17 protein-coding genes are annotated in these 23,420 nt (G+C 41.5%); 12 read left to right on the top strand and 5 right to left on the bottom strand.

The window, feature by feature from the left end; genetic code table 11:
* Window positions 1-82 precede the first annotated feature (82 nt).
* Complete coding sequence (locus AABK37_RS21085) at window positions 83-652, bottom strand: RNA-guided endonuclease InsQ/TnpB family protein (protein WP_432553489.1); 570 nt, start codon at window positions 650-652, stop codon at window positions 83-85.
* Window positions 653-1,067: 415 nt separating this feature from the next.
* On the bottom strand, window positions 1,068-3,569 hold the full coding sequence (locus AABK37_RS21080; protein WP_432553488.1) for a PhoX family protein: 2,502 nt from the start codon (window positions 3,567-3,569) through the stop codon (window positions 1,068-1,070).
* Window positions 3,570-4,176: 607 nt separating this feature from the next.
* On the opposite strand from AABK37_RS21080, the gene AABK37_RS21075 reads away from it, so the two are divergent.
* Window positions 4,177-4,959 carry a PEP-CTERM sorting domain-containing protein gene (locus AABK37_RS21075; protein ID WP_432553487.1) on the top strand — a complete coding sequence of 261 codons (783 nt, stop codon included), beginning with the start codon at window positions 4,177-4,179 and terminating at the stop codon, window positions 4,957-4,959.
* Between the two features lie 212 nt (window positions 4,960-5,171).
* Here AABK37_RS21075 and AABK37_RS21070 read toward each other — a convergent pair whose 3' ends face one another.
* Window positions 5,172-6,794 carry a cyclic peptide export ABC transporter gene (locus AABK37_RS21070; protein ID WP_432553491.1) on the bottom strand — a complete coding sequence of 541 codons (1,623 nt, stop codon included), beginning with the start codon at window positions 6,792-6,794 and terminating at the stop codon, window positions 5,172-5,174.
* 336 nt (window positions 6,795-7,130) lie between these two features.
* On the opposite strand from AABK37_RS21070, the gene AABK37_RS21065 reads away from it, so the two are divergent.
* The 8 genes from AABK37_RS21065 to AABK37_RS21030 all read left to right on the top strand — a co-directional run bounded on the left by AABK37_RS21065 (window position 7,131) and on the right by AABK37_RS21030 (window position 15,774).
* On the top strand, window positions 7,131-8,780 hold the full coding sequence (locus tag AABK37_RS21065) for a B12-binding domain-containing radical SAM protein (RefSeq protein WP_432553486.1): 1,650 nt from the start codon (window positions 7,131-7,133) through the stop codon (window positions 8,778-8,780).
* A 205-nt stretch (window positions 8,781-8,985) separates the two neighbouring features.
* Window positions 8,986-9,813, top strand: a complete 828-nt coding sequence (locus AABK37_RS21060; RefSeq protein ID WP_432553485.1) for a ferritin-like domain-containing protein — start codon at window positions 8,986-8,988, stop codon at window positions 9,811-9,813.
* A 168-nt stretch (window positions 9,814-9,981) separates the two neighbouring features.
* Window positions 9,982-10,581, top strand: coding sequence for a CDP-alcohol phosphatidyltransferase family protein (locus tag AABK37_RS21055; RefSeq protein ID WP_432553484.1), 600 nt, complete (start codon window positions 9,982-9,984; stop codon window positions 10,579-10,581).
* A 23-nt stretch (window positions 10,582-10,604) separates the two neighbouring features.
* Window positions 10,605-10,859, top strand: a complete 255-nt coding sequence (locus tag AABK37_RS21050) for a hypothetical protein (protein ID WP_432553483.1) — start codon at window positions 10,605-10,607, stop codon at window positions 10,857-10,859.
* A 42-nt stretch (window positions 10,860-10,901) separates the two neighbouring features.
* Entirely contained in the window at window positions 10,902-11,639 is a 738-nt protein-coding gene (locus AABK37_RS21045; RefSeq protein WP_432553482.1) for an NTP transferase domain-containing protein, read from the top strand.
* 88 nt (window positions 11,640-11,727) lie between these two features.
* Window positions 11,728-13,374, top strand: a complete 1,647-nt coding sequence (gene aepX, locus AABK37_RS21040; protein WP_432553481.1) for a phosphoenolpyruvate mutase — start codon at window positions 11,728-11,730, stop codon at window positions 13,372-13,374.
* A 94-nt stretch (window positions 13,375-13,468) separates the two neighbouring features.
* Window positions 13,469-14,623, top strand: a complete 1,155-nt coding sequence (gene aepY / locus AABK37_RS21035; RefSeq protein WP_432553480.1) for a phosphonopyruvate decarboxylase — start codon at window positions 13,469-13,471, stop codon at window positions 14,621-14,623.
* Window positions 14,624-14,706: 83 nt separating this feature from the next.
* Entirely contained in the window at window positions 14,707-15,774 is a 1,068-nt protein-coding gene (locus AABK37_RS21030; RefSeq protein WP_432553479.1) for a 2-aminoethylphosphonate aminotransferase, read from the top strand.
* A gap of 763 nt (window positions 15,775-16,537) precedes the next feature.
* On the opposite strand, the gene AABK37_RS21025 is transcribed toward AABK37_RS21030, so the two are convergent.
* Entirely contained in the window at window positions 16,538-17,212 is a 675-nt protein-coding gene (locus AABK37_RS21025; protein WP_432553478.1) for a phosphorylase, read from the bottom strand.
* A 73-nt stretch (window positions 17,213-17,285) separates the two neighbouring features.
* Window positions 17,286-18,206 carry a three-Cys-motif partner protein TcmP gene (locus AABK37_RS21020; protein WP_432553477.1) on the bottom strand — a complete coding sequence of 307 codons (921 nt, stop codon included), beginning with the start codon at window positions 18,204-18,206 and terminating at the stop codon, window positions 17,286-17,288.
* 190 nt (window positions 18,207-18,396) lie between these two features.
* Between AABK37_RS21020 and AABK37_RS21015 the strand changes: the two genes are divergently transcribed.
* The 3 genes from AABK37_RS21015 to hpnA all read left to right on the top strand — a co-directional run bounded on the left by AABK37_RS21015 (window position 18,397) and on the right by hpnA (window position 23,255).
* Window positions 18,397-19,401 (top strand): SPL family radical SAM protein, encoded by a 1,005-nt coding sequence (locus AABK37_RS21015; RefSeq protein WP_432553476.1) that lies wholly within the window; start codon window positions 18,397-18,399, stop codon window positions 19,399-19,401.
* Window positions 19,402-19,569: 168 nt separating this feature from the next.
* Window positions 19,570-22,275 carry an efflux RND transporter permease subunit gene (locus AABK37_RS21010; RefSeq protein ID WP_432553475.1) on the top strand — a complete coding sequence of 902 codons (2,706 nt, stop codon included), beginning with the start codon at window positions 19,570-19,572 and terminating at the stop codon, window positions 22,273-22,275.
* Window positions 22,272-23,255, top strand: coding sequence for a hopanoid-associated sugar epimerase (hpnA, locus tag AABK37_RS21005; RefSeq protein ID WP_432553474.1), 984 nt, complete (start codon window positions 22,272-22,274; stop codon window positions 23,253-23,255). The genes AABK37_RS21010 and hpnA overlap by 4 nt, the downstream gene beginning before the upstream one ends.
* Window positions 23,256-23,420 lie beyond the last annotated feature (165 nt).

Below are 23,420 nucleotides of genomic sequence, written 5' to 3'. Positions count from 1 at the left end.
TGACTCTCACCTACATGGTCATTCAGTTGTCAAGGTTCTGTACCTTGCGGCTAATCCTCCAAGTCCTTGTGGGCTTTAGTTTCTAGCCAACGGATCGCACTTTGATACCTAAATCAACTCCTACAACATCGTGCTGTTTGATAGTTGGTTTGTGCTCTTGTTCATAAGCGAAAGCAATAAACCAGCTATCAGCTATACGAGATATTGTGACTGACTTGCATGTGGTATGCGGTAATCCTTCATAGGTTCTAACCCATCCAATTGTAGGCAGCTTAATTGATTTACCACCAGCAGGAATAGGTTTACCCCCAGCATCAATAGTAAAACAATCATGATAACCCTTCTTTTTGAAGTTAGGATAACCACCTTTACCGGAAAAGAATCTAGAAAAAGCGTCACCTAGATTATCGAAAGCATATTGAGTTATTTTTTGACAAATGCCTTTTTCTTTAATCCACTCAAACTCAGGTTTAACATGGTTGTTAAAGAACTTCTTAAGGATGTATTTATTGGGCTTCAATCCATCTTTAAACAAGTTATTCCAAGTAGCTAAACCCCAGTTATAGGTAAAGCGTGCAATACCTGCATGTTTACTCATCATTGTTTCTTGAGCTTTGCTTAACTTCAATTTTGTTTTAATGGATAGAAGCATTGTTCGACCTCTAATGCTACACTATTATTAGTATATCAATATATACAACAACTTGCCATGCCATTCCGGAAAAATCACAAACTAGGTTTCACGAGCGACAATCCGTTCGACAAAGACCCCGTATGCTTTAAAGTAGCACCCGGTGTTAAAGACAAGCTAAAAGCCGTCCCTGACTGGCAAGAGCGGCTTAGAGAGCTTGTTAATGAGTTAATTCAAGGTGTCGATAGTTGTCAATAAATGTCTGGGCTTGTCTATATTATTGGCGTCTTAGGACAAGCTCTTGCTAACGCCATAACGCACCCTACGCATATTTCTTGACTCGTGAGAATAGAAAGCGCCACAAGCCCGATTTATCGAAGAAATCGGGCTTCTCGTTTCTCAGGAATGATTTAGGATTGCCCGAGTGCAAAAGAAACTAAACAAAACGACCGCTCGACTGTTTGCGTCGAATCCCAATCACTCCTGGGCGCGGTGGTCCAGAAGGATTGCCCTCAATATTACTGGGCCAGTTACTGCCACGGGGTAGACTGCGTTTTTGAGTGAACAGAGTGCCATCCAAATTCAACATCTCAATATCTCGGCTCAAGGTTTGCTGAGGAGTGAATGGAGACTCTTCACCTGGGTGCTGTACGGAAATAATCAGTGTATCCCCGACGAAAGTAGGTCCGGTCATCTCACAACGTGGTGGTCCATAAGCAAAAGGTACAATTTCCCCAGCATCAGGACCACTGGTAGGAATAAAGAACAGCCAGTTATTGCCAAAAACTCCAATCAGGCTAGAAGTCGCAACATTGAAATTAGAATCATCCTGACTGGGCGAGTTAGCACCTACTACCCTATGGTCTATCCGTAATGGTTCTGGGTTAGCACCTGTGGTGAAACCATTGTGAGCTTCAGTAGACATATCAGTGACACCCCAAATGTTTCCCTGACTATCAAATGCCAAGTTATCTACGTTAGCAAAGCCACTTCCGGGTTCTGCCCCCGCTTCTCCACCTTTAGCAAATCGCTGCCAACGGAAGGTTGTACCTGTGCCATCGGCGCTATCTTCGGTAATCTTAAAAAGTTCTCCTGAAGGCTGTGCCGCGTTGACGGCAGAACTGTATTTGGAAACGATAAAGATTCGAGAATCCGGATATCCATCTCCTGATGAAGCACCATCTGTGTAAGCGATAAAGACTTCATTAGGATTTCTGGGGTTAATTTCCAAATCCTCAGGACGAGCAGTTGGTGTTGCTCCGGCAAGATTGGCAGCTAAAAAAGCATCAACCAGCACTGCACCCTGACTGGTGTAGAAATCTGATAGTTTCTTACCTTGGTAACCAGGCAAAGCTTCAGCTTCACCGTAAGAGGTAACAGCCCCAGTTGTGGAATTAGTAACTCGCTCTATGGTGACAACAATTGAGCCGCCATTTGCAGTTTGTCCTGCTATACCACTGCGCCTTGGTAGACGGGTATTACCATTATTAGAAGCCCGACCTAATGCAGCAATTTCTACTGAAGCAAGAGTTGATGGTGGAATCGGATTGGTAGGGGTATCTAAGTTTAGAGGAATCCATTCGCCCGTACCGTCAGAATTGTAACGGGCGAAATATAGAGTACCTTCTTCAAATAGGCGGCTGTTGCTTTTATCAGTGGGAGAAGTGACTGTACCAGAACTGATAAACTTCCAAGTGTGTCCGCCGCGTCGGTCATCACCCATGTAGCCGATTAATGGTTTTCCAGCTGACGCACGCACAGCGATATTTTCGTGGCGGTAACGACCCATAGAAGTGTGTTTGCGCGGGCGGAAAGAAGGGTCTGCTGGGTCGATTTCCACCATCCAGCCGTATTTTTCGCCTACCAAGCCAAATGCGGCTCCCGTGGTGCCAGCAATGTAACTTGTTTGGGTGCCATTGGGGTTGACTAATTCCTGAACTCCCACAAAAGAGCTTGCACTGCCTTGGAAGTTCTCCTCAGCAGTTAAGATGGTTCCCCAAGGAGTTGTACCGCCAGAACAGTTGTATCCAGTGCCGATGATTTTGTTACCCAGTCCGTCAGAACTGAGAGGAAAAACTTCACTAGCAGCAGGTCCAGTGCCAATTAGATAATTGTCGTCTCCTTTTTGGTAGCTCAAAGAACCCCAGGAGGTGACGTTTTTATAAGCATCACTACGTTGGCTGTTGATTCCTAAACCGGAAAGTCCGTGGATGCGTCGATTATTGGGGTCACGCACAACAGCAAAGCGTCCAGCGCGGTGAGACCAGCCCCCGTCTTGGCGGTCTCGGTCAGGATGGGGGACTGGCGAACCCGAAGGGTCTTTGCGGGAAATCCGCACGACAGAACCGCCGATGTTATACATGAATTCACCCAAGACTTCGATACTGGTTTTGTCTTCTGGTAAATTTTGTCCAATGACTAGAGAGTAACTAGTGGGGAATCCACTTAAACCACTGTCAGTTGTGAAACCGGGTACAGTCGTAGAAAATGGGTAAGAAATGTATTCGTGATTGTTCCAAAGGTAGCCGTCGTTGGGACTTCTGCCATTGATGGGAATAAAGCTGGTGTAGTCGCTGTTGTAACCAAAGTAATCTTCTTGGTTTGGGAAGACGCGATCGCCCCAACTCACAATTACATACCGTTCATATTCCGGTGGTACCACAACATCATCAAGTACGGTGTAGCTACTCAACCGTGCATCAGCAGACGCTTCTAATACGTCTCCTTGCTCAATTCCTGTTGGTAAGTAGTTCTTTTGCTGCGTGTAAATCGGTAAAGGATGGGGCAAACGCACTGGCGTAAATTTCAGGGGTTCAACCGCATCAGCAATGCCAAGATTGCTGCCAAACGGTTTTTTCCCAAAAGCAGGAGCCAGCACAGCCGCACCAGCACTCGCTCCAAAGAAAGCGAGTAGCTGCCTACGTGAAAATTTAGACATTGGACTGCCTCTTAATAGTAATAGATAGAATCATTAGCCTAAAAATCATTTTTTTTATCCTTATTTTGGATTTTTAATAGCAAATTTTTAACCATAAAATGGTAATAGGACTTACGCATAAAGACCAAAAAATGAACCACGTTCGCCCTTGGCGTCTCCGAAGGAGAAGACACGTTCGCGCAGCGTCTCCCTTAGGAGAAGGACACGTTCGCGCTTCGCGTCTCGAAGAGAAGGAATAAGAGTTGCAAAGGGTTTTTGCGTAAGTCCTGGGTAATTAATCTACATTTTATAAATAGATATACACCACCCATATTAAGGATAGTTTATCTTCCTTAATTCCTAAATCATATTGATTCGATTTCTAAATATATCATCCATAAATCAAATTTATAACTGACTTAGCATTGATTTTTAGAGGTTTTACCGTTTCTTATCGAATGATTAATGTTCTGTTAACCTGCAAATTATTTATATTGATTGTTTTACCAATTCTTATCGCCTAATTAATATGCTGTTAACCTTTGTATTATCCAATTGAGGGTATACGTAAACAAAAAAATATTTTTCAATCAAACTACAGTAGCTATCAAAAAATAAGGAATAACGAATGAAGAGAGTTTTTTCCACTGCTATTGCCGTAGTCGCAAGTTTGATACCTACTACCGCTAAAGCTGCAATTATCAATGGCGGCTTTGAAAATGGCTTTGACGGTTGGCAGAAAATAGGTGACTACAGATTAGAAACTTCAGCTTTTGGCAGCGAGACAGTAGAAGGAAACGTTCAAGCTTTTCTATCAACTGCTTTCAAAGAAGTTATTGGCGTTGATGGAAATGGAAAAGAAATTATAGGAGGAAATGCAGCTCCTGCCACTTATATTACTGGTGTTGCTGAAAATTCTTTAGAGGGATTTTTGGGTGTATCGCAATTCTTTGGAGATAACTTTCTAGCTGACGCAATTGAGGGTTCTGCTATTAAGCAAACTTTTACGGGAAAAGCAGGACAAACTTTATCGTTTGCTTGGAACTTCCTTACTAATGAATCGGTTGGCACTAATGCCAATCCTGATTTTAATGATTTTGCTTTCGCAACTGTTAGTAATAACTCTCAAAACTCGTTTTTCAAACTAGCTGATACTACCACAAACTTTTTAGCTAACGGTTCCAAAACCAGCTTTTTTGAAGAAACGGGATTTAAAACTTTTTCCTACACTCTGCCAACTGATGGAGAATACACTTTAGGCTTTGGAGTTGTGGATGTAGGTGAACCAACAGTTATTTCCGGGTTACTTGTTGATAAGGTGCAAGCTGTTCCGGAAACAAGTTCAACAGTAGGTCTGTTATTTTTGGGAATGGGAGCAGTTTCTGTGTTGAAGCGCAGACAAAAAAAATAGAATAACTTGAACTGGGGACTGGGTAGAGCGATCGCACTCAAAACATATCATCAAGCAAGTTAGTGATTTCTTGCTGTGCCTTTGAGCGGTTGTCATCATAAATCAGCAGCGATGCATAATATAGGAATCAAATGTCCTGATTGTGCATCTACTCGAATTAACAAGATAATTAGATTTATCTCGGAATAAGCCCTAAATTAGTCTGGTGGATCTCAATATGGTTTATCGTACTCTACTTGACCGTAGTCGAGTTTGATGATTCGGTCTGCCAGATGAAAATAGCGATCGTCATGACTAATTACTAATACTGTTTTGCCTTTATCGCGCAATTTTTGTAACAGTTGGGTGTAGAATATCTCTTTGAAAACTGGGTCTTGGTCGGCTGCCCATTCATCAAATAGATAAATCGGTCTATCTTCTAAGTATGCTGTGAGCAAAGCTAGCCTTTTACGCTGTCCTTGAGAAAGATTGGTGGTGGAAAGTTTGCCATTTTCAATTTTAACTTTGTGGTCGAGTTGCAATAGCTTTAAATATTCTTGCGCTTGAATATCTAAGTGAATATTTTCTAACCCTAAAAGCGTGTCGAATAAATAGAAGTCGGAGAACACGACAGAAAAATGTTGCCGATACCATTCTCGATTCTGTTCGTTAATTAACTCGCCATCTAAAGCAATTTCGCCGTTTTCGGGGATGTAAAGTCCGGTGATGAGTTTGGCTAAAGTCGATTTACCGCTACCATTACCGCCAACAATAAACACTAATTCTTGCGGATAAAATGTCAGATTAATCGGACCAAGGATAAAGTTGCTATCTTCAGTGTCTGTGCGGAAAGTGTGGGTAACACCGATAAGTTCTAAGCTGCGCCAATCAGACTTTATTGCAGGTGGATTTGTTGATATTTCCGCTCGATTAGTTAAAGATAAACCGAGAGATTCTATCTTTTGTAATGCAATGCTAGCTTTGCTAATTTGGGGAAGGCTGCTAACAATATTTTCCATTGGCAACATCAAATATGTAAAAGTTAAGATGTAGCCAGAGAGTGTTTGGGGACTGATGGTAAAAAGATTAGGAAGTGCGAATAATATAAAACCAATTGAGAAAAAAAACAGCAGTCTCCCCCAACTGGAAGTTGTGGCGAAAAAAGTTAAACCGCGAACATTGTGGTTACGAAATGTGGTAGCTGTTGATTCGAGTTGTTGGGTAAGGAAGACTTGACGCCGTTTGTAGTTTAGCTTGAGTTCTTTGACTCCTTGAGTGATGGTGCTTAAATGTTTAAATAGCAAATCTTGATCGTCACGCGCAAGGGCAAGAAAATGTCTTCCTCTTTTCAACAGCCATTGACAACTAGCGATCGCTACTACCGCAAATCCGACAACCATCAGCAATACTTGCCACGAAAGCCATGTAATATAAAGCGAGCAACCGCAAACGATCGCAATATCAACGCAGAAAAAAGGAATTTTTTGAACAGCATTGGCAACCGCTTGAACATCCTCGGTGAGGGTGGCTAATAATCGCGGATTTCCCAACTTTTCTAGATGACTTAACTCAGAAGCGAGAAGTTGACGACTCAAACGCATCCGTAATTGTAAAACTGCATTTTCAGATAAGCGAATCAGCATCACTTGAGAAATAATACTGGTAATTAAAGCAACCATCGCCAAGCCGACGAAACCCCAGGCGATCGCACTGAGGCGCGATGTGGCATCATTACTGGTAGCACGACTAATTAAGGCAATCAGGCTAGCACTACTACCTCCACTCAGTAAACCGGTGGTGATGGCGATCGCTACCATTCCCCAAGAAGAACGCAGAAGAAAGGAAATCAAATTCATGATTGATTTGGGCACTGGGCATTGGGCATGGGGGAGGCAGTGCGTTGGACGGGTCTCCCGGCTTAAAGCATCTGCCGTCATTGGGCATGGGGGAGGCAGTGCGTTGGACGGGTCTCCCGGCTTAAAGCATCTGCCGTCATGGGGCATGGGGCATGGACAAAAGACGTTATTTTACCTTCTGCTTTCTACCTTGTGCCTTCTGCATAGCTGCATAGCTGCCTTTACAAGCTTGATACTTCTTTATTTATGGTTCTATATTGTCTCTTAGCGGTAAGCTAGTGCAAATTAGATCGTAATCTTTAATCCAAAATCAAAAATCTCAAATCTAAAATTGGTATGACTGCTAATCTCAAATATAAAGAAAAGCCAAGTATTGTAGGAGAATTTCCATCCGCTGGTACTAAAAGAAGTTCCTACGTTCCCTTGCATCATCGAAATATTCTCTGTATATTTCCTAAGTACAGCCGCTCGTTTGGTACTTTTCATCACGCTTACCCGCTGATGGGTAATGTTAAGGCTTTTATGCCACCGCAAGGTATTTTAATTGTGGCTGCTTATTTACCTGAAAAGTGGAATGTGCGCTTTATTGATGAGAATATCACTTGTGCAAAACGCAGTGATTATCAGTGGGCTGATGTGGTGATTGTCAGCGGAATGCACATTCAGCAACCACATATTAATAAGATTAATGAACTTGCCCATCAAGAAGGCAAAATTACGGTTGTGGGGGGACCTTCGGTTTCTGGTTGTCCGGAATATTATCCGGAATTTGATATTTTAAATCTGGGTGAATTGGGAGATGGAACCGATCGCATGATTTCATATCTCGATCAAAACAGCGAACGTCCAACTGAACAAATTCGCTTTGAAACTAAGGAGCGTTTGCCTTTAAGCGAGTTTCCCATCCCAGCATATCACCTGCTGAATCTTAATGATTATTTTTTAGCAAATGTGCAATTTTCGAGTGGTTGTCCTTATCGCTGCGAATTTTGTGATATTCCGGAATTGTATGGACGCAATCCCCGGATGAAAACGCCTGAGCAAGTGATTGCCGAATTGGATATGATGTTGCAATGCGGGAATCCGGGATCGGTGTATTTTGTCGATGATAACTTTGTAGGCGATCGCCGCGCCGCCATGAAGTTATTACCACACCTGATAGACTGGCAAAAGCGCAACGGCTATCCGCTGCAATTTGCTTGTGAAGCGACACTGAATTTGGCTCAAAGTCCCAAGCTTTTAGAAATGATGCGCGAAGCTTATTTTTGCACAGTTTTCTGTGGCATTGAAACACCAGAAACAGATGCTTTGCAAGCTATTTCTAAAACGCATAATTTGAGTATGCCGATTTTAGAAGCGGTGAAAACTTTAAATAGTTATGGTATGGAAGTTGTATCCGGGATCATCATCGGCTTTGATACAGATACACCAGAAACCGCAGACAGAATTTTAGAATTTATTCGACTTTCCCAAATTCCACTCTTGACAATTAACTTGCTTCATGCCTTACCCAAAACACCATTATGGCGCAGGTTAGAACAAGAAGGAAGATTAATATTTGATGAAAATCGGGAATCGAATATCGAGTATTTAATGCCTTACGAACAAGTCGTGGAAATGTGGCGGCGCTGCATTTCCACAGCATATGAACCGGAATTTTTATATGAACGGTTTGCTTATAATATGGTGCATACCTTCCCCAACCGGATTAAGGTTCCTAATAGTCCGGCTCGGACTTCTTGGGCGAATATCCGCAAAGGTTTAACTTATTTCAGCAATATTTTGTTGCGAATAGGTGTGTTTGGTAACTATCGCTCTACTTTTTGGAAAATGGCAAAACCAGCACTAAAATCAGGTAATATAGAAGATTTGATTCATGTCGGACTGGTAGGACACCATTTAATTAAGTTTGCCCAAGAATGTGTCAAAAACGAAGAATCGGCTTCGTTTTATTCTCAAAAAATACGCACCAAAGTTCATAAATGATACTATAGTAATTTCAAATAAATAGAATATTTCCCGAATATTTTATGAATGCTATAGTCTGACTAGATGAATTGTGATTAACCAGGCGTTGCAATGTAGAGACGTTTGTAGTCAGGTCAGCCCTTATAACTTGGGTTTTCAGGAGTGAAGCCACTACAAAAATAGAACAATTAGTTACAAAGAAAGTACTACCAAAAATTCAGCTATGAAAATAGGAAGCGAAAATCACAAAGAACTTTTTTGCCGCAGCTTCATTGAAAGTCATTTAGAGTATGAACCAGAACGGCTTTTTTTGCCCCCCCTTGATACTGTAGCTCTTGAGAACTTGCGAAGCATTCCTTTTTGGAGAGAAGCACTTTCTACAGAACAAAAAGCAGGAGTGATGGTCAATGCTTTTGCAGATACAATCAGCGATCCTATATTACAAGAAGCGATCGCTCTACAAGCTATGGAGGAAGACCGACACGGTAAATTAATTAAATTTTTCCTTGATTACTACGACATTCAAATAGCCCAACCTGACAAACCTGTACTTCCTAGTAATATCAAAACAGCATTTATTGACTTTGGCTTTGGTGAATGTCTTGATTCGTTCTTAGCCTTTGGTTTGTTTGGACTTGCTCGGCATCATGCAACATACATACCACAACAATTGTTTAATATTTTCGACGCGGTTTTAAATGAAGAAGCTCGTCACATTATGTTCTTCGTTAACTGGGTTACTTACTTGCAAATTAAAGAAGGTCGAAGCAATTGGTTACGGGGAATTCATACTTTATGGTATTACAAAAGAGCGCTGGGAGATAAAATTCAAGCTTTTACTGGTGACAACGAAAAAAAACAGGAGGGTTTCACAGCAACCGGCGCTAGTAACTTTATGGAGAATTTGACTCCCCAGCTATTCTTATCAACTTGTTTGCAAGAAAATACTAGGCGAATGAGCGTATTTGATCGACAACTACTTCAACCCCAACTGATGCCGAATCTTGCTAAAAGTGCCCTAAACATTCTCAAATTAACATCTCGACATTAATAAAATCAACCATTATTAATGGTGATAATTTCGGCTTCTCTAGTGGTGTTAATCAAACAATTGGCGGATTTGAGGCGATCGCCGATTATCTAACTGCAACCGCTCCCCTATAAATAGATTAGGCAAGTGTGGTAATTTGCTATGTTATACACTTTCAAATAAACAGCTATGACCAAAAAGCCTTGGGATGCCCAGCTTGCTTACTGGCTAATTCAACCGCTAAAAGACACTTGGGTAAACCCGAATCATCTTACCACAGTGCGGCTCCTCACAGGGTTGGTAGCGGCTGTGGCGTTAGCAGTTGGAAATGCAAAATGGGCTAATATTGGTGCTGGGCTGTTCGCTTTATCGAACTTTCTCGATCACACTGATGGAGAATTGGCACGGTTAAGTGGTAAAAGCAGCGAATGGGGTCATCAGTACGATCTTCTTAGTGATGCGATTATCCACATTCTCTTGTTCGTGGGAATCGGGTATGGTTTGATGGACAGCGAACTAAGTTACTGGGCATTGGTGATGGGGATCGTATCTGGGGTATCTGTTGCTTGTATTTTTCACTTGCGAAACGAGATGGAACAGCAACTTGGTAAAAATGCCACCCAGCAACCGAATTTTGCAGGCTTTGATATTGAAGATGTGTTGTATTTATTTCCAATAGTCACTCTGCTGGGTGGACTTAAGTTGTTACTAATTGCAGCGGCAATTGGGGCGCCAACTTTTGCAGTATGGGTAATTTGGCAATTTTGCGTTTACTCGTTGCGTTCTTGATATTTATTTAAGCATTATTATATATGAAGCTAAAAATCGAACTCGATCGAGCGATCGCTGCTTTAGATAAAAACAAACTTCAAGCTGAGTTTCCAGCTCAAAATGAATTCTTGGTGGTGGAAAACTTTCTCCCTAACATCATCTTGGATGAGTTACTCGCTGTTTTACCATCCCTCAAAAAAGCGATTAACCGTAACTATATTCCCAATTATAAAAAGGGTGGAAGTATCAGTCACGAAGAGCGCTTACCATCGGTTTTCGTGTTTGTATTTCGTTGACTGCGAACGAAAGATATATAATCTCAGGCACGTGATTTAATTATGAAGGTATTGATATTAGCCGCCGGTGTTGGTAAACGCTTGGGTAAAGATGGGGAAAATCAACCTAAATGCTTGCTGAAATTTAACGGTAAATCTCTACTACAGCGTCATTTAGATTATCTACGTTATTGTCAAATTGAGTCAGTTGCGATCGTTGTCGGTTATCAAGCTGAGAAAATTCAAGATGAAATCACAGCACTAAAAGCAGAAAATTGGGTAACAACAATTTACAATCCTGATTACACCAAAGGCAGTATCATCAGTTTGGGGACTTTAAAAAAACACTTAACGGCTGGTGACGAGATTTTATTAATGGATGCAGATGTATTATACGATCGCCGCATTCTTGAACGACTGGTGAAAACAGAAATTCCCAACTGTTTCTTATTAGATCGAGATTTTGAATTGGGAGAAGAACCGGTAAAGCTTTGCGTCAAAGATAATTATCTAGTCGAATTTAGAAAAAAACTTGCCGCAAATCTAACTTATGATTTCGCCGGCGAATCAGTAGGATTTTTTCGTTTTGAGAGTGCGATCGCTTCTCGTCTTGCCACTATCACCGAAGATTATATCACAAACAAACGCCATGAAGAACCATTAGAAGAAGCAATTCGAGACTTGTTATTAGAAAATCCCCAAAAATTTAGTTACGAAGACATCACCGGCTTACCTTGGATAGAAATCGACTTTCCCGAAGACATTCAACGCGCTCAAAATGAAATTTTACCACACTTATAAAAATTTTTCGTAGTAAGCACTTCAGTGCTTAATAAGATAAGCACTAAAGTGCTTACTACCTTAAATACATTTTCATTCATTAGAATAAATGGATCAAATAGCATCACTCACCACAAAACAAAGTAAATGCGCTCAGTTGCGAGAATTGCTAAAATCGCCACAACTTGAATTTATCATGGAAGCACACAATGGAATTAGCGCTCGCATTGTGGAAGAAGCTGGATTTAAAGGAATTTGGGCAAGTGGATTAGCTGTTTCCGCTCAATTTGGGGTGCGCGATAATAATGAAGCGAGTTGGACTCAAGTTGTAGAAATGCTAGAGTTCATGTCTGATGTAACTCAAATTCCGATTTTATTAGATGGGGATACAGGTTACGGCAACTTTAATAATATGCGTCGTTTGGTGAAGAAATTAGAACAGCGAGGTATTGCGGGAGTATGTATTGAAGATAAGCTTTTTCCTAAGACTAATAGTTTCATTAATGGTAGTCGCCAACCTTTAGCTGATATTGATGAATTCTGTGGGAAAATAAAAGCGGGTAAAGATAGCCAAACAGATGCAAATTTCTCGATTGTCGCTCGAATTGAAGCTTTAATTGCCGGGTGGGATTTATCTGAAGCATTGCGCCGAGCTGAAGCTTACCACGCAGCGGGAGCGGATGCAATTTTGATTCACAGTAAATTATCTCGTCCCGACCAAGTGCTAGCCTTTGCTGAAGAGTGGGCGAATCGTTCTCCGTTGGTGATTGTACCAACAAAATATTACAGCACTGCTACCGATGTTTTTCGCAAAGCCAAGATTAGTTTAGTAATTTGGGCAAATCATCTGATTCGCGCAGCTGTAACTAGTATGCAAGCGATCGCCCGCGAAGTTCAAGCTAGCCAAACCTTAATTAATATTGAAGATGATATCGCCCCTGTAAAGGAAATTTTTCGCTTGCAGGGTGCAGATGAACTGCTAGAAGCGGAAAAACGCTACTTTAGCAATGGACGCAATCATACACGGGCGATCGTTCTCGCTGCAACTAGAGGACAAGAATTGCAACAATTAACTCAAGATAAGCCGAAAGTCATGTTACCCATTGGTGGTAAACCTTTGCTCAGGCTTTTGGTTGAAAAATTCAAAAAAGTTGCCATTAATGATATTACTGTCGTCGCCGGTTTCAAAGCAGAAACTATCGACGTTCAGGGAACTAAAGTTATCCGCAATGCAGATTATGAAACAACCGGAGAATTAGCTTCTTTAGCTTGCGCTTCTGCTCAATTTAGCGACGATATGCTAATAGTTTATGGCGATTTACTTTTTAGAAGTTACATTTTGCGAGATTTATTAGATTGTCCGGGAGAAATTGTTGCAGTAGTTGATTCTGTGATGAGTAATAAATCGGTTAGCGGTTCTCCTGATTATGCTTATTGTTCAATTGCCGATGACCTTTCTATCTTTGGACAAGATGTCAACCTTTTACATATTTCCAAATCTACGCAAACTGAATTAGGAAATAAGAGCGGAAGATGGATTGGGATGTTACGGTTACGCAGTCAAGGGAAACAATGGGTGAGTGAAGCATTAAATGAGTTGCAAAAACAACCAGATTTTAATTGTATGGGGATACCAGAATTATGCAATTATTTAATTGGGCAGGGTAAACCGATTAAGGTTCTTTATATTCGCGGTAACTGGCTAGATGTTAATTCTTTGGATGACCTCGATTTGGCTTTTCAATTAAAACAATGAATAAGTCAGGAGTTAAGAGTTAGGAGTTGTAGAGACGCTCCCCCCGCTCCCCCGCTCCCCCGCTCCCCCGCTCCCCCTAACCTTTAACTTTTTAATGATGATTCAAGCTGAGGAATTTGTCGAAGCTGCCCGCAATATTGGCTTTGAATGGTACGCTGGTGTACCTTGTTCTTTTCTGACTCCTTTTATTAATTACGTTATCAACGACGAGAAACTTACTTATATTTCTTCAGCTAATGAGGGTGATGCTTTAGCGACAGCAGCGGGTGCAGCAATTGCTGGGAAACCTGCTGTAGTTATGATGCAAAATTCCGGTTTGGGTAATGCAATTAATCCGCTGACTTCTTTAGCTTATATTTTTCGGATTCCACTGTTGCTAATTTGCACGCTGCGAGGCGATCGCCTATTACATGATGAACCACAACATGAACTCATGGGGCAAATTACAGATAAATTGTTAGAAACAATCTCTGTCCCTTGGGAATTCTTCCCCACCGCAGCAGCGGAAATAGAATTTGTGCTGCAACGCGCTACAACTTACATGCAACAACAACGCCGACCTTACGCTTTAATTATGCGTAAGGGAACAGTCGCACCTCATGCGTTGACTCGTTCTTCTATTCTTCATCGGGGAGATAGCGATCGCATTATCAAAAGCTTTTTTGCAGACAATCAACAACGTGTCTCTCGCTATCAAGCGCTAACTCGCATTGTGGAACTTACTGAGGAAAAAAATACTGTAGTAATTGCGACTACCGGATTCACCGGACGGGAACTCTTTGCAAATAGCGACAGAGAGAATCATCTTTATATGGTTGGTTCGATGGGATGTGCTTCATCACTCGGTTTGGGACTTTCCTTAGCACGTCCCGATTTAAAGGTAGTGGTAATTGATGGCGATGGTGCAGCACTGATGCGGATGGGTAATTTTGCTACCATCGGCGCTTATGGCAATTCTAACTTAATTCATATCCTTTTAGATAATGAAGCACACGATTCTACCGGCGCACAAGCCACCGTTTCTGCTAATGTCTCTTTCGCTAAAATTGCCGAAGCGTGCGGTTATGGTATCGCATTCGCAGGAGACGACATGAAGCTTTTAGATGCTTTATTTGCCGCAGATAGCAACACTAGACCAAAATTCGCACATTTGAAAATTCGTTCGGGAACCCTCAAAGACTTACCCAGACCTAATTTATCTCCCGAAGCTGTTTTACAACGCTTTATAAGTCATATTAATTCTAAATAGACGTACTCCCCACTCCCCACTCCCCCACTCCCTACTCCCCTACTCCCCCACTCCCCCACTCCCCCACTCCCCACTCCCCAGTAATGATTTTACTCAATCCGGGTCCGGTTAATCTTAGCGATCGCGTCAGAAATGCGCTGTTACGTCCTGATTTGTGTCACCGTGAAGTGGAATTTTCCCAACTTCAAAGCAGAATCCGCGAACAATTACTGCAAGTTTATCGGTTGGGAAGCGATCGCTTTGCCGCAGTTTTGCTTACCGGTTCCGGTACAGCAGCGATGGAAGCGATGGTAACAAGTTTAGTACCAGAAAACGGCAAGTTACTGGTGATTGAAAACGGCGTTTATGGCGAACGAATCGCCAAAATTGCCAAAATCTACAGAATTAATTACACCAGACTCCAGCATCCTTGGGGTGGTGAAATAGATATCAAAGCTTTGCTAGCACTTTTGAATGAAAATGACGACGTAACCCACCTCGCTGTCGTCCATCACGAAACGACAACCGGTCGCTTGAATAATTTGGCTGAACTTGCAGCAATTTGTCACCAACGCAACATCCAACTTTTGGTAGATGCGGTTAGCAGTTTCGGGGCTGAAGAAATCAACTTTGCCGATTGGGGAATCACTGGTTGTGCTGCCACAGCAAATAAATGTCTGCATGGTGTTCCCGGAACCGCTTTTGTCATCGTGCGACGGGATGCACTGACAGCAGACACAACTAAGCGCACTTTATATTTAGATTTGGTAACTTATTGTCAGCAGCAGGATCGCGGGGGTACTCCTTTCACTCAATCAGTACAAACATTTTACGCTTTAGCCGAAGCTTTGCAAGAAATGGATGAAGCAGGAGGTTGGCGTGCAAGACATGCACATTATACCAAACTCGCCAAGTTGGTTAGAAACGGGTTGGAAGAAATGGGAATTCAACCGTTACTTCCTCCAGAAAATTCATCCGTCGTGCTAAATGCTTATTATCTGCCAGAGGGCTTTAGTTATGACGAGTTCCACGATAAATTGAAAGCGCAAAACTATGTGATTTATTCTGGACAAGGGGATTTAGCAAAATCTATCTTTCGAGTCTCGACAATGGGAGCGATTACCGCTGCTGATATGGAACGCTTTCTAGCTGTTGTGAAACAGATTATTTAGAAGTAGGGTGCGTTACACTTCGTTAACGCACCATATTTATTCTATGGCGGTGCGTTAGGCTTAACGCCGCAGGGCGCCCTACTTAATGCTGATGAATCTCCCTCAAAGACTGATGAATCTCCCTCAAAGACTGATGAATCTGTCTCAAAGACTGATGAATCTCTCTCAAAGACTGATGAATCTGTCTCAAAGACTGATGAATCTGTCTCAAAGACTGATGAATCTCCCTTAAAGACTGATGAATCTCCCTCAAAGACTGATGAATCTCCCTTAAAGACTGATGAATCTCCCTCAAAGACTCTTTAATGAGGTTCTGATACTCTTTAATGAGGTTCTGATACTCTTTAATGAGGTTCTGATACTCTTTAATGGAGTTCAAAGACTCATTAATGGAGTTCAAAGACTCATTAATGAGGTTCAAAGACTCTTTAATGAGGTTCAAAGACTCTTTAATGAGGTTCTGATACTCTTTAATGAGGTTCAAAGACTCTTTAATGAGGTTCAAAGACTCATTCCTCGTTCCCATGCTTTGCGTGGGAATGCCTTTTTGGAGACTCTGCGTCCAAGGTTAAACGAGGCAGAGCCTCCAAACCCGTGTTACCAGGCAGAGCCTAGTAACAAGGTGTATGCCATAATTTTTATCTAGCAAAAAGAAATGCTGTAATACCAATTTAAAAAAAGAATGCGGCAGATCGGTAGGGGCACGGCAATGCCGTGCCCCTACGAAGAAATACCGCACCCTGTAGCGGATACACGCGGATATTTATACATTTTGTTTAGCAAAGAGAAATGCTGTAACTTCTTCCAATACTTTCAATCCTTGCAGGGAACCTCTAATTAAGCGAGTTGCAGCAATAGGTTGACGAATCATGCTTATAGCTAAAGGCAAAGGTTGAAGCGAACCATCAGAATTGATTGCTGATGTTAAATCAGGTATATCATGTTCAGAGTCATCGCTGACTACTCGCAGCATTGCCACTTCTACACCTGCTTGCTGAAAAAACTCTAAAGCTGCAAAACCTTCCATGTCAACAACATCAGCACCGGATATTTCGCTTAAATGCAGCTTTTCTTTAGCAGAACAAATTACGCGATCGCAACTCATCCCCTTCACCAAAGAAACCTTATCTTGAAGATGCGCGTAAAGTTCTGCTGTGAAGCGATCGCACTGCTGCACTTTCGTTTGATATACACATTCTTCATATAACACAATATCCCCTACTTTGAAGCGATCGCGCAAGCTACCACATAAACCCATCACCAGAACTTTCACCTGGGGATTCCACAATTTATCTTGACAAGTTTGCAAATATCTGATTGCAGCTTGACCACCTACAGGAATCGGTATTACATTTTGTTTCGCGGTTAAACCGCGACACACAGCCTTATACTCCGCTCCCTGAGGAACCACAATTATCGGCATTGTTGATTCAAACATAAATTTTCGTAGTCAGCGCTTCAGCACTCAATCACTACTCATACTCATCCCAACCATTACCATAATCTTGCACTCATGATTTTAATATGTGTTGTGCAATTTTAATTGCTGTCTTTGATACTTTGGGATTTGCAGATGCAAAACACAGCAAATATAAAGGGTTATTACAGGAATTACGCAATACAAGTGGGTTATCTGCAACTCCTGCAAATACTGTCTTTAATCGTTCGACAAAATACCGACTGATTGATTCAAAATTGGCTATCTTTTCTGTTTTATCTTTCTGTGAATAGTTCTCAATCTCAAACAAACTTAGTTGCTTATTTTGCGGTTCTACAGGTGCGTAAAAAATATTTCTCCAATCAGTTGTCCCAAATATTTTATCAAGCTTCTTCTGCCAGGATTCTTGAATATTTCCATCTCTGGTTAATAATCTATTAACCGCAATTCCCAATGGAAACAAATACCAAAGATCAATTGCTTGAGTTTGAGCAATTGCTTCAATTGTTGACCAAGGTATTTGCATTCCAAAGGGGTCTAAAAATAGTACGGCACGGCGTGTTTTCCAGTAATCTATACCTTGATTACATAAATTAATTAAATATAAATTAGCATCGCTATTAACTATAATAATGTCTTTATTTAGCTCTGGGAACTCAGTCTTGAGCTTTTTTAGCTCTAATGCTTTATTTCGGTCTTTTTCAATAAAAATATATTGGTGAAATCTTGGTTTAGTTTGAAGAGCAATTCGTGCCGAACCATCTAGAAATTTTTGTGTTTCTTGTTCTGCAAGTTCGGGAAATAATAGTAATTGGCTTTCTTGTACTTTTGATTCTGTATCCTTTAATTCTCTGTATCCAGTACCTGCAAAAGCATCTATATAAGCATACTTAAGTCCTTTATCTTTCAGTACATGTACGTAAGCTGGTAAATATTTGCCAACTCGATTGAGCTTTTCTTCAGTCCAATCACCCCCAAATATTTGTTTTGCCATAGTTGTACTTGTTAAATTTTATTCACTACATTCGCGCTTCATAAATTATACACAAAAGCAATTGTAGTATCTACAAAGAAATGATATAATTTAAACATTAAACGATCAAGTCATTAAATGTTTAGTAAATTTTTCAAATGCTATTATTTTTGTTAGTTTAATTGTTAGGATATCGAAGTGAGAGTATTATATGGTAGTTGTTAAAGGAACTGAAAAAGTAGTTAATCCACTTCAAAAAAGTGAGCTTAATAAAAAGGGACTATGTGACTACGTGATCAACGTTGCATCAGGTTGTTTGCACGGCTGCACTTTTTGTTATGTACCTTCAACACCAGCAATTCGCGTTAAACAATCGGAGTTAAAAGAAAAAGGGGTAAGCGACCCTCAAATGGATTGGGGAAGATACTTGTTTATACGTGAAGAAATACCAGAGCAATTAGAAAAAATTTTAAATCGTAAAAAAGCGTGGCGAATTACCAAAGAAGGTAAAGGTGTAGTGTTACTTTGTTCGGGTACTGACCCTTATCAAAATAAACAAACTGCAAGTATTACCCGGAGTGTAGTTGAAATTTTATTGAAATATAACAAACGAGTTAGAATTTTGACTCGCAGTCCATTATGGGTGGAAGATTTAGACATTCTCAACCACAAAGATGTGACCGTGGGTATGAGTTTGCCATACTTAGATGATGAATTAAGCCGCAAGATTGAGCCGGCTGCCCCACCACCAAGCGTGCGTTACAAAGCATTGTTACAGGGTGCTGCTAAAAATTGTAGATTGTACGTTGCGATCGCTCCCACTCCACCAACTATGCAAGGAGATGATTTTAAAAAACATTTAGAGAAAATTATGCACATCAATCCAGAAGTTATATTTTGGGAACCTATTAATGCCCGTGGCAGTAATGGTAAAAGAATGGTGGCAGCCGGACTAGATTTTGCTGAATCTGTAATGACCAAACAATCGTGGGCAGAGTGCTTTATTCGACAATGGGAATATATAGAAGCTGCTGCAATTTATGTAGGATGTCTTGATAAACTGCATATTTGGGTAGACCCTGGTTTAAAAAATTATGTCGATAGCGAAAAACTAAATCATTGGCTCCATAAACCAACAATCGAGCAATGGGATGATTTGCAAATCTCGAATTTTCACATCAAATCTAAAGCTAAAAAACATCACTCAGTAGTTTAAGTAGTGAGCGCTTCAGCGCTCTAAAGAACTTAAATGGTTCTAGTAGTGTTCCCAAAAAGACCGTGTAAGAAAGCACCCTTCGTGCTTACTATTGTAAGAAAGGATTCGCATTCCTGAGATGATTAATGTACGATCACTAATAATTCGCCCGTATGACGATTTTCCCAGATGATACCTCAAAACTCGAAATCCGCACGAGAGCGCTTTAATATTTCTAAGTTAGCGATTCAATATTCGTGGTTGACGCTCTCGTTTTGGATTGCGGTGACGGTAGCTGGATTATTGGCTTTCAGTTCTCTCAAATATGCTTTGTTTCCTGATGTTACCTTTCCGGTGGTTGTAGTGAATGCTTCTGCACCGCTAACTACGGCTTTGGATACGGAAGCAAAGTTAACTGTACCTGTGGAAATGGGTTTGCGTGAACTTCCCGGACTTGATGATATTCGCTCTTCGTCATATCCCGGTCAAAGTGTGGTGAGTTTGTCTTTTGATGTTGGTACGAATTTGGAAAAATCGACGAACGAAGTCGAAACTAGATTGAAGCAGGTAAGTTTGACTGAGCAAGCAAGTTATAAAGTTATTCCTTTAAATTTGAATGAGTCGGCAGCGATTAGTTATGCTGTTGAAAGTGACGATCGCAATTTAACGGATTTAAGTAAACTAACTAAAGAGCAGATTGTGCCGGCGATCGCTAATCTCCCAGGAGTCCTAAAAGTCTCTTTATTAGGCGCACCTGTCGATATTACTCCAGAAGCTTCTATACCTACAGGGGGAGCAACATTAGTTAGGTTTAATGGTAAGGATGCTTTAGCATTTCAAGTCATCAAACGCGGTGATGCCAACACTTTAGAAGTTGTCAGTCTTGTAGAAAAAGAAGTCCAAAAACTGCAATCAACTCTCAAAGATGTCAAACTTACCTTAGCAGCCACCCAAGCAGAGTATATCCGCAACGCCACTCAATCTACAATAGATGCGTTAATTGAAGCGATCGCTCTCGCGGTAGTTGTCATATTTCCTTTTTTATGGAACTGGCAAGCTACCTTCATTTCTGCATTAGCGATTCCCGTTTCTATGTTGGGAACGTTTATTGTCATGGCTTTGTTTGGCTTCAATTTAGAGACGATTACGCTGTTAGCTTTAGCTTTGGTGATTGGTAGTATAGTTGATGATGCGATCGTTGATGTAGAAAACATCATGCGACACATCCAAGATGGTGAAAGTCCCCGTCAAGCTGCACTTTTAGCGACAAATGAAATTGGTTTGACTGTCACCGCTGCCACTTTTACAGCGGTAGCAGTTTTTCTGCCAATAGGTTTGATGGGTGGCACAATCGGTCAATTTTTCAAACCTTTTGGGATTACTGTTTCCGCAGCAATGCTGACTTCTTTGCTAGTAGCGCGTACTTTATCCCCAGTTTTGGCTCTTTACTGGCTAAAACGGACATCTTCACGTCCTCCTCGGCAAACTAGCAACATCGGCGCAAGTTTTAACCAATTGTACCGCGATTTACTTGGCTGGTCTTTAAACCATCGCCGGATTGTTATGGGTTTAGCTGTACTCAGCTTGATTGCAGGGATCGCGTTAATTCCCCTGATTCCCAAAGGATTTATTCCCAAATTAGATCGCGGTGAGTTTAATATTGTTTATACCGCTCCTTTGCCAAATGTATCAGAATTAGAAAAGCAAGGAAACGAGCTGTTAGGAAGCTTGTTAGGTGAAGAACAATCTCCAGTTTTTGATTCGCGATCGCGTATTTCCAATCCTTTAAATGATTCTCTCGAAGTTGCCAAGAAACTAGAAGAAGTAGTCAGAAAATCCCCAGCAGTACAAACTGTATTTACTACCGTCGGTTCTCGCGAAGGTGAGCCGAATAAAGGTACACTTTATGTCAAACTAAAAGATAAGCGGGCGATCGCTACTTTAGAATTGCAAGAGCAGTTTCGTACTTCTTTGCCAAATCTTGCTGGTGTGACTACCAGTGTGGAAGATATACCGTTTGTCGATAGTGGTGGTCAAAAACCGCTACAAGTAGCATTACAAGGTAATGACTTGCAAGCTTTGAATACAGCCGCAAAAGCGATTAAAGATAAAATAGTGAAAATACCGGGATTTGCGGATGTGACGGTAACAGGTGAAACAAATCCCCCAGATACAATCTTTCAAATTGAGCGTTTGAATAATCAACGGGTAACTTATATCAGTGCGAATCTGGGTAAAGAATTGTCTTTGGGTGATGCTACCGATAAATTAGTAGCGATCGCCAAAACGGTAATTCCTCCAGGTGTTACCTTAGATTTGGGAGGAGATTCTGCCAGCGTAAACACAGTTATTAGCAGTTTCGGCACAACTTTGGCAATGTCTGCTTTGTGCATTATCGCAGTATTGATTTGGCTATTTAGAAGCTGGGTAGATCCGTTAGTAATTGGCGTTTCTTTGCCGTTAGCGATTGTCGGTGCTTTATTGGCGTTACTGATAACTAAAAGCGATTTTGGAATGATTTCGCTAATCGGCTTTGTCTTTTTGCTGGGAATCAGCAATAAAAATGCCATTTTGATTGTAGATTATATTAACCAATTGCGCGACACCGGCTTAAACCGCACACCGGCGATTCTCAAAGCTGGACCCGTGCGCTTGCGACCAATAATGATGACCACTGCGGCGACAATTTTAGGGATGGTACCGATCGCTTTAGGATTAGGTGCAGGTTCGGAATTGCGATCGCCAATGGCTGTTGCGATCGCTGGGGGGATAATTAGTTCTACTGTATTAAGTTTGATTGTTGTGCCGGTGCTTTACACTCTAATGGATGATTTGTTTCCCCGCTTGAAGAAGAGGGGGGGAGAGGGAGAGAGGGAGAGGGGGAGAAATAAATGAGTGTTTTTGTTACAGGTGGGACGGGTTTTGTCGGTGCTAATTTGCTGCGGTTGCTGTTAGAAGAGGGATACTCTGTGAAAGCGCTGGTGCGTCCGAACAGTAACTTGGGAAATCTTCAAGGACTCGATGTAGAAGTTGTCAAAGGTGATTTAAACGACTTGAATTTATGGCAGCAAATGCAAGGTTGTCAGTATCTTTTTCATGTTGCTGCTCATTATTCGCTTTGGCAAAAAGATAGAGATGCATTATATCGCAATAATGTATTAGGGACGCGCAATGTTTTAGCAGCAGCAAAAAAAGCAGGTATTGAACGTACTGTTTATACTAGTTCGGTGGCTGCGATCGGTGCGGGTAAATTCGATCGAGTCGTTGATGAAACTTATCAAAGTCCTGTTGAGGAACTTGTTGGAGACTATAAGAAGTCTAAGTTTCTAGCTGAACAAGAAGCAATGCAAGCAGCTAGTAGAGGTCAGGAGGTGGTTATAGTTAATCCTAGCAGTCCGATTGGACCATTGGATATCAAACCAACGCCAACAGGAGATATTATTCTGCGGTTTTTACGGCGTCAAATGCCGGCATATTTAAATACAGGTTTAAATTTTATTGATGTGCGTGATGTAGCTAGGGGACATTTACTCGCATTGCAAAAAGGGAAATCAGGCGATCGCTACATTTTAGGACATCAAAACCTGACCTTAAAAGAACTACTTGACGAACTAGCGCAAATTACAGGTTTAAGCGCACCTCAACGTACTGTACCAGCTTGGCTACCTTTAAGTGTCGCTTGGGTTGATGAAAAAATTCTCGCACCTTTAGGTAAACAGCCTTCCGTTCCCTTAGATGGTGTCCGCATGGCAAAGCAACGCATGTACTACAATGCATCAAAAGCAGTACGAGAATTAAACTTACCTCAATCATCTTTGAATACCGCCCTCAAAGATGCTGTAAACTGGTTTGTCTCTCAGGGATACGTAAATTAGGGACTGGGGAGACAAGGGGACAAGGGGACAAGGGGGACAGGGAGACAAGGGGACAAGGGGACAAGGGGATAATGAGAATAATTCTTTCCCCCCCTCTCCCCCTCTCCCCCTCTCCCCCTCTCCCCTCCCCCCAGTCCCTAGTCCCCAGTCCCTAGTCCCTAACAA

The organism is Tolypothrix sp. VBCCA 56010 (genome assembly GCF_050875635.1).
In the GTDB taxonomy this organism is placed as follows: Bacteria; Cyanobacteriota; Cyanobacteriia; order Cyanobacteriales; family Nostocaceae; genus Hassallia.
The sequence above is the reverse complement of the archived record's forward strand: the minus strand, read 5'-3'. Positions and strand labels throughout refer to the sequence as shown.